The 7,851-nt window shown below is 62.1% G+C and carries 6 protein-coding genes; 3 read left to right on the plus strand and 3 right to left on the minus strand.

What is annotated here, in order from left to right; genetic code table 11:
• The first annotated feature begins 157 nt into the window (after positions 1–157).
• Both OO306_RS08100 and OO306_RS08105 read left to right on the plus strand, forming a co-directional pair.
• Positions 158–298 carry a hypothetical protein gene (locus tag OO306_RS08100; RefSeq protein ID WP_265968293.1) on the plus strand — a complete coding sequence of 47 codons (141 nt, stop codon included), beginning with the start codon at positions 158–160 and terminating at the stop codon, positions 296–298.
• Between the two features lie 155 nt (positions 299–453).
• Positions 454–2,004, plus strand: a complete 1,551-nt coding sequence (locus OO306_RS08105) for a sensor histidine kinase (protein ID WP_265968294.1) — start codon at positions 454–456, stop codon at positions 2,002–2,004.
• A gap of 36 nt (positions 2,005–2,040) precedes the next feature.
• On the opposite strand, the gene OO306_RS08110 is transcribed toward OO306_RS08105, so the two are convergent.
• Positions 2,041–2,346, minus strand: a complete 306-nt coding sequence (locus tag OO306_RS08110; protein ID WP_265968296.1) for a hypothetical protein — start codon at positions 2,344–2,346, stop codon at positions 2,041–2,043.
• 232 nt (positions 2,347–2,578) lie between these two features.
• On the opposite strand from OO306_RS08110, the gene OO306_RS08115 reads away from it, so the two are divergent.
• On the plus strand, positions 2,579–2,812 hold the full coding sequence (locus OO306_RS08115; protein WP_265968301.1) for a hypothetical protein: 234 nt from the start codon (positions 2,579–2,581) through the stop codon (positions 2,810–2,812).
• A gap of 49 nt (positions 2,813–2,861) precedes the next feature.
• Here OO306_RS08115 and OO306_RS08120 read toward each other — a convergent pair whose 3' ends face one another.
• A complete protein-coding gene (locus OO306_RS08120) occupies positions 2,862–4,370 on the minus strand; it encodes a TolC family protein (protein ID WP_265968297.1) in 1,509 nt (502 codons plus the stop codon).
• Positions 4,371–4,408: 38 nt separating this feature from the next.
• A partial coding sequence (locus OO306_RS08125; protein WP_265968299.1) for a VCBS domain-containing protein occupies positions 4,409–7,851 on the minus strand: 3,443 nt, incomplete at its 5' end.

Raw genomic sequence — 7,851 nt, forward strand, 5'->3', positions numbered from 1 at the left:
TATGCGACCCATCCTGTCGACCTGTACACAACTTCCCACGCCAAAAAGAGCATAAGGGGGCTTCATGAGTTGTCTGATTTGCGCTGGACATGCTGATTCCGTCGAATGCCCGCTCGGTTGGGAAGAGCGACGCTGCTCGCAATGCGGGTGTTACAGAATGTCTCAATCACTCATTCTCGTGATGATGGAGGAGGGGCAGATTTTCGATACCGAGCGCATGCGGGCGTGGCTTGCCGCCCGGCGAGAGGAGGTATCCATCCCCTCCATCGAACACCATCAGGCCATCTTGGTGAGTTGAGCAGATGACCTGCCATGTGTTCGGCGCGCATGAGCGGCGGGGTTAGACTGATTTCGTTGTTGCATCAGGGCAATGCGCGGTGTAAACCACAGTGCTGACGCACTGGCGAAAGCGCTTCAGCGTGCATCTTTATCTCGTTTCTGGAAATAGTCCCCATGCAGCATCAATCTCCCGACGAAACCATTCGCGCCGCGTTGCAGAAGTCGCATGCCAGGCTCCGGCGGCAGCATGAACTGGTCGTCGAGTACGGCGTCATGTCACTGAAGTCGTCTAACCTGGATGCGCTGCTGACGCTGGCGTGCGATGTCGTGGCCAAGGGCATGGAGACGCCATTCGCCAAGGTGCTCACGCCGGTGGCGGACAGCGACGAGTTTTTGCTGTCCCATGGCGTGGGTTGGGACGAGGCCGACATCGGGCATGCCACGGTGGGCGGGGACATTGCCAGCCCCGCAGGCTATGCCATTTCCACCTACCGGCCAGTGCTGTCGAACCACCTGGGGCAGGAGCAACGCTTCAGAACCCCTTCATTGCTTAAAAAGTACGGCATCGAGCGTGCGATCAACGTACCCATTCGCGGGCCATCCGCCCCGTTCGGTGTACTCGAAGCCGACAGCAGCAATGGCGAAGACTTCATCGAAAGCGACCTGGTGTTCCTGGAGGGCATCTCCAACGTCATCTCCATGGCGGTCGAGCGAATTTCTGCAAGCTCGGAGATGCATTCGTCCGACCCTTATTCGGAGAGCGTGCTCAACGCCAGCCCCGATTGCGTGAAGATCCTGTCCGCGAGCGGCGACATAGAATTCATGAACGATGCCGGCATGTGCCTGATGCACATTGGCGACCTGGCCCAGGTTCGCGGTGTGGCTTGGTCGCAGCTATGGCCTGACGAATCCCGAAACCTGGTGCTGGAAGCGATCAGTAAAGTCACAGGCGGCGAGTCGACCCGGTTCGAGGCTTTTTGCCCAACCCAGCAACAGGAGCCTAAGTGGTGGGACGTGACGGTTGCGCCGATTTTTGGCGAGCAAGGGGACTTTCAAAAGATGATCGCTGTTTCACGCGACATCACCGAGCGACGTCATCATGAAGCCCAGCTGCTGTCGTTGATCGACGCGCAGAACATCAAGCTGAGCAAAAGCGACCTGTACCTGGAAGAAATCCATCACCGGGTCAAAAACAGCCTGCAACTGGTCAACACGTTGCTGTTGCTGCAGGCAAACATGGCACAGGATGAGGCGGTAAAGCTGCAGCTTGAGACGGCGGCGACTCGGGTATTGACCATCGCCAGCGTGCATGAGCGGCTTTATCAGAACGCTGAGGCCCAAGCCGTGCGGGCCTGTGACTACCTTGCGGCGTTATTGGGTGACCTGGGCAAAGCGTTGGCCGAGCGCAGAATCTTGCTCAACGCGGACACGTTCATCCTACCAGCCGAACGGATGGCGCCACTGGGTTTGGTGATTTCCGAACTCATCACCAACGCCTTGAAGTATGGCAAAGGCACGGTGGAAGTCAGCGTGAGTGGCCAAGGGGATCATGCGCTGATCACCGTCACCGACGAGGGCGATGGTTTTCCGGAGTCCTACCCAAAACCAACGGGTACCGGCCTGGGTATGCGCTTGGTTAAAAGCTATTCGGGTTATGGCAACCAGGCGATCACGGTTGACCGTGCGCAAGCAAAAAGCACGATCCATGTGCGTTTCAAACTTTAGCCCCAGGGCCGTATTGCCACCCCGGGGCCAAAGGCATCAGCGGTCTTCATCCCGTTGCTGATCATCCCCTTGGTCGGCCTGGCCACCCATGCGGCCCTTGTCGGCGGGGTCTTGGCGGTTGGCTTGGTCAGTGCCGGGCTGCCCACCTTGGCGCCCCGTGTCAGTTGAGCGGTCCCAGTCCTTGTTCATCTTGTCTTCAGGTTTTTGTCCTGGTTGCTGGCCGCCTTTCTGTTTGTCGGGCATGTCGCCTCCGGCACCCTGGCCGCCTTTCTGACCGGCATCGCCGGCACCGGTATTGGCGTTGCCGCCTTGGTTTGCACCCCAGTCTTGATTGTTCGCCATGACTGCATACCTCTGTTCACACACAGGAAGGTCTGTGTTCAGTTGTGACTTCGGGGCAATGTTGGGCGGTGCATTTATTGTCGGGGATTCTGACAAAACGCCTGAACAACCGCCGGCCCGGTATTTATGGCTCCAATAATCCTGAGCTTTTTATGTTTAACCACATTCTTTGCATGAGCCAGCTTGAGTCTTTCCCATATGCAGACTAATACTAAAGAACTGCCGGAGAGGGCTGATTATGCACATGCGCTTCGTTGTGGTTCCCGCGGTACCTCGCCATAAAGAGATCTTCCCTCGGCGCATTGGTTTTCCCAGTGCCTTGGGGGAGGGTTTTGACCTTTACGATACGCAAGAAAAGGTGCGCCTCAGCCTGAGCTTTTCGACGCGCGCCGAAGCCGAGTTCGAATGTGCGTGCCGCAATGATTTCCAGGGTAACGATGAGGCGAACTTCGTCGGGATTGGGTGAGCGCATGCAGAAACAGGCAGGTCTGCCTGTTTCTGCATCAATGTAGGCCTTATTGGCCGGCGGCCAGCAGGTTGTCGCGGGTCTGTTGCTCAACGGTGTTCTGGATCTCACGTGCCAGGGCCTTTACATCATGCTGGGCAATTTCCTTGGGCATGACCTGGAACCCGATCGAGTTGTACAGCCGGCCCCAGGCAGCCTGGGCGTCGGAGTAGGCCGCTTCGCGCTGGTAACGTGACAGCAGCAGGCGGCCTTCGGCGCGGATCAGTTCCAGTTCGCTACCCAGCGCGGCACTGCGCGACGACTGCGCGTAGTTGAGCAGGCTCTGGTCCACCCGCAGGCTCTCGTCGGCAAACTCCACCTCCTGGCGCGCCAACTGGTAGCGCAGCAGGCCAACGCGGACCTGGGTGAGGATTGCCATCGACAGGGCCGTGCGGCGCATGTCGTCGGTTTTCTCCTGGCTTTTCTCCGCCGCGGTGATGTCCGGGTATTGCAGCAGGCGTAGCAGGTTCATCGAGACATTGATACCGGTCTGGTTCCAGTCGCTGTTGTACAGGTACTTGTTGGAGTCGTACTCGTAGCCATAGTTGAAGCTCACGTTAGGCCACAGTTGGGCCTTGGCGATCTTCAGGTCGTTCATGCTCACGCGTTTGCGGTACCACTCTTCCATGATTTCCGGGCGGCGTTCCAGCGACAGGCGCTCCAGTTGCTCGACGTTGCTTTTCAGCTGCGGCAGCGGCGGTTCGCTGGTATCGGCCAAGACCATGCGGGTATTGGGCGGTAGCGACATCAGCGCGGCCAGTTCGGCGCGGGCGAACTCCAGGTCCTGGCGACGCACGGTGAGCATGTACACCGAATCGAGCAGGGCGCGCTGGTAGGCGAGGATGTCCTGGCGTGGCAGCAGGCCTTTGCCCTCGGCTTCACGGGCCGACGTCAGGGCGCGGTGGGTGCGCATCAGCAGGCCGTCCACCTGGGGCAGCAGGCGCTGCGCGCCAAGGGCGCGCCAGTAGGCGTTGCGCACGTCCTGCAACACATTCTGCGCGACTTTTTCACGGCGCTCTTCGGCCATCAGAATTTGGTCATTCTTCTGCTGCGTGCGGAAGTAGGCGACCCCGAAGTCCAGCAGGCTCCACGACAGCCCGAGGCTGTAGAGGGTGCGGTAGCGCTCTTCGGACGTGGACGGGCGCAAGCTGACCTGACGGTCCTCGATGCCGATCGATGTGCCACCGGAATCGTTGTTACGCCCGGCGTAACCGGCCGAAGCGACCAGGCGCGGCAGCATCTCGTGGCTGGAGACATCGCGCAGGTCCGACGCCAGCGCGCTTTCCAGCAGCTTCAGGCGGTAGTCGAGGTTGTACTTCAACGCCCGTGCCGAGGCTTCGTAGAAGGTGATTGGCCCGTTCACCGGCTCCTGTTCCTTGTACATCCGCGCCTGGTCTTCGATCACCCGCTGGCGCATTTCGTCCTCGGTGAACGGCTTGGGTTCGAAGGCCGAGCAGGCGCTGAGCAGGATGCTGACAGCGGTGAAGGTGCTCAGGCTTTTCAATGTTGATACTGACATAGGCAGTCCTTGATCCTTCCGTGAAATAGGCATCAGCTTCATGGGGCATTGCTGCCGCGGCGCTGGGCGGCTTCGCGCAATTGCGCACGGAAGCCGTGCGCAGGCTGTGGCGTTTGCTCCGGTGGCGCCGCCATGTCAGTGGGCAGCGGTGCCCACAGCGAAGGGTCCGGCAGCAGGCCATCGGCGGTCAGGCTGATGACCCCGTGGCGGCCGTCGACCCAGTTCTGTTCATGCGCGCTGGCGCGCCGGCTCTCGGCCACTGCGCGGGCAACGAACTGGCCGTGGACCTGGCCAAGTTGGCTGCCAAGCGACTCGCTTTCGATTTCGGGTGTAGCGAACAGGCGCACATCGCTGCCGTCGGCGCCCCAGGCGGACAGGGTCAAGGTTTCTTCCTCCCGCTCCACAACCGGTGCGACGAAAATCGCTGGAGTCACGTCTGGCAGTGGCTGCGACGACAGCCCGGTGCGGCTGTCGCGGTCCACGTATGGCCCTGGCGGAATGTACGGGGTGGAGATATCCAGGGTGATGGTCAACTGGGCCTGATCGGTGGCACCTGCCAGGTCGCTGAGCGTGTAGGTGAAGTAGTCCTTGAGCACCTGCCCCAGGCCGGCCGCCGCCAGCACGTCGCGGTTGCTCAGGTCGATGGTGTAGGTGTAGCTGCCATCGGCGTTCAGCACCAGAGTGCCGTACTGGCCTTTGATGGGCTGGCCGATGACGCCGACAGTGCCGCTACCGGCCTCTTGGCCGCTGCGGATGCCGGTCACGCTCAGCCCGTCGCCGCCGTCTACATCGCTGTCATTGGGCAGCACGTTACCGCTGGTGTGCGGTGCCGGCACTTGATCGCTGGCGGTGTTGCTGTCGTCGCGGGCCACCGGGTTGTCGTTGGCGCCCTGGATGGTCACGGTCAGGCGGGCATCGGCAGTGATGCCTGCAGTGTCGCGCATGCGGTAGGTGAACACCTCCCGCAGCGATTCGCCGGCGCTGCGCATGGCCTGCACGGTGGGGTTGGTATTGTCGACGACATATTGGTAGCTGCCGTCGGCAGTGATCAGCAGCGTGCCATAGAGACCCTGCAGCACCTGCCCGGCAGACGCGGTCTGGCCATTTTCGCCGGTGTATTGCAGCACCGTCTTAGTCTCGCCGTACTGCACGCCGTCGACATCGGTGTCGTTATCCAGCACGTTGCCGCGGGGGTCGACGCCAGCCGTGCCGTTGTTCACGCCGCCGGCCTCCACTGCGATGGCGGTGTCGTCGTTGGCCACGGGGTAATCGTTGCGGCCGTCGATGGTGATGGTCAGCAGGCCGTTGGCGGTGCCGCCCCAGAAGTCGGCCAGCAAGTAGGTGAAGTTGTCTACCAGGGTCTGGCCGCTGACGCGCAGTTGCTGAACGGCCTGCAGGCTGTTGTCCAGCACGTAGTTCCAGGTGCCGTCGCCATTGAGCGTGAGGTCGCCATACTGGCCGCGCAGGGTTTGCCCGACCAGGCTGGCATTGCCCGGCAGCGGGCCGTCGCCACTCCAGAACGCCAGCACTTCGAGGGTTTCCGGGAACAGGATGTTGACGGTGTCCGGGTCGCTGTCATTGTCCATCACGTTGCCGCTGGGGTTGCTGCCCGGGAGGGTGTTGTCGACACCGCTGGCCTCGACGGCCAAGCCCTGGTCGGGGCCGGCAATCGGCGGCTGGTTTTCGCCGCGGATGAAGACGGTCAAGGTCGCGGTGTCACTCAGCCCGCCGCCGTCGGTGACTTGGTAGGTATAGCGCTGGATGACGAAGCCCAGCGGGCCGAGGGCAATGATTTCGGGGTCGTTGGAGTTGACCACAAAGCGGTAGCTGCCGTCGGCGTTGAGGGTGAGGGTGCCGTAGGTAGTGGTGACGGTGGCGCTGCCGGTCAGCGGGTCGAGGGCCGGGTTGCTGCTTTCTTCGTCCAGGCCCACGGCGGTGACCACTTTGCTGTCGTTGGCATCGACATCGGTGTCGTTGTTCAGCACATTGCCGGTGGGATTGCGCCCGCCGCTGCCATCGTCGTCCACCGCCACGGCGTAGGCGAAGTCGTCGTGGGCCACTGGGGTGTCGTAGCGGCCTTCGAGGGTGATGTTGATCTGCGCTTGGGCGGCGGCGCCGTCGGTGTCGTGCATGCGGTAGGTGAACGTTTCGCGCAGTTGCTCGCCGGCCTTGAGCGCCTGCACGGTGGCCAGGCTGTCGTTGACGGTGTAGACGTAGTTGCCGTTGGCATCGATGCTCAGGGTGCCGTAGGTGCCGGCTACCAGGGTCGGGCCCGCAGACACCTCAATGAACGTGCCGCCTGCGGCGAGGGTGCCCAGGTAGATGCCATCGACTGTCTTGCTGTCGCCGGCATCGACGTCGCTGTCGTTGCTCAACGCGTTGCCGCTGCCCTGCTGGCCAGGCGTTGTGTTATTGGTGCCGCCCGCTTCGATGGCAATGGCGTTGTCATCGGCTGCGACGGGGGTGTCGTTGCGGCCATGGATGACCACGGTGAAGGTGGCCGTGACGACTTTGCCGTTGCCATCGCTGACACTGTACTGGAACACCTCGGTCAGCCGATCGGCATCGGTGCGCAGGGCCTGGACCGTAGCGTTGCTGTTGTCCACCACGTAGCGGTAGTTGCCTTGGGCATCCAGCACCAGGCTGCCGTAGTTGCCAGCCAGGGCTTGGCCCGGTGTGCCATTGATGCCATTCGGGCTGACCACGGTGCTGACGCTCAGGGTATCGCCGTCCGGGTCGGTATACGCGCCCTGGATATTGCCGCTCGGATCCAGGCCGGGGCTTGTGTTGTTGAGCCCGCCCGCCTCGATGGCGTCGACCGTTACAGGGTTGACCACGGGTGGGTCGTTGACGCCAGTGACGGTGATCACCAGTTGCGCCTGGTCGGTCAGGCCGCCGCTGTCGTGAATCTGATAGGTGAAGATCACGTCCAGGCTTTGCCCAGCCGTCAAAGCAAGGAGGGTTGGGTCTGCGCTGTTGACTTCGAAGGTGTAGCTGCCGTCTTCGTTGAGGATCAACTGGCCGAAGTTGCCACTGATCAGGCTGTTGTCGGCCAGGCGGCCAACCGTACCGGTGATAGTGGCCGGCGCGCCGTTGGCCACTGGGGTAAGCGTGCCGCCAGTGACTTCCAGGCCGCTGCGCACGCCATCGACTTTGAGCTGGGTCGCGGTAGGCTGATCGAGGTTGTCGACGTCCGTGTCGGCGGCCACGCCGCCATCGCCAGTGATCACGTTACCGCTGGCGTTTACTGGCGCCGGGCTGCCATCGGTAGCCCCCGCGCTGGCAGTACCCTGGTCGTCGACGGCCACCGGCGCATCGTTGGCGCCCTGGAGGGTGATCACCAGCACGGTGACGGCGGTCAGGCCGTCGGTATCGACCACCTGATAGGTGAACTGCTCGACCAGCGTCTGCCCAGGGGAGAGCGCCTGCACGGTGGCGTTGCTGTTGTCGATGACGTAGCGGTAGCTGCCGTCGGCGTTGA

Source organism: Pseudomonas sp. DCB_AW, from assembly GCF_026240895.1.
In the GTDB taxonomy this organism is placed as follows: domain Bacteria; phylum Pseudomonadota; class Gammaproteobacteria; order Pseudomonadales; family Pseudomonadaceae; genus Aquipseudomonas; species Aquipseudomonas kermanshahensis.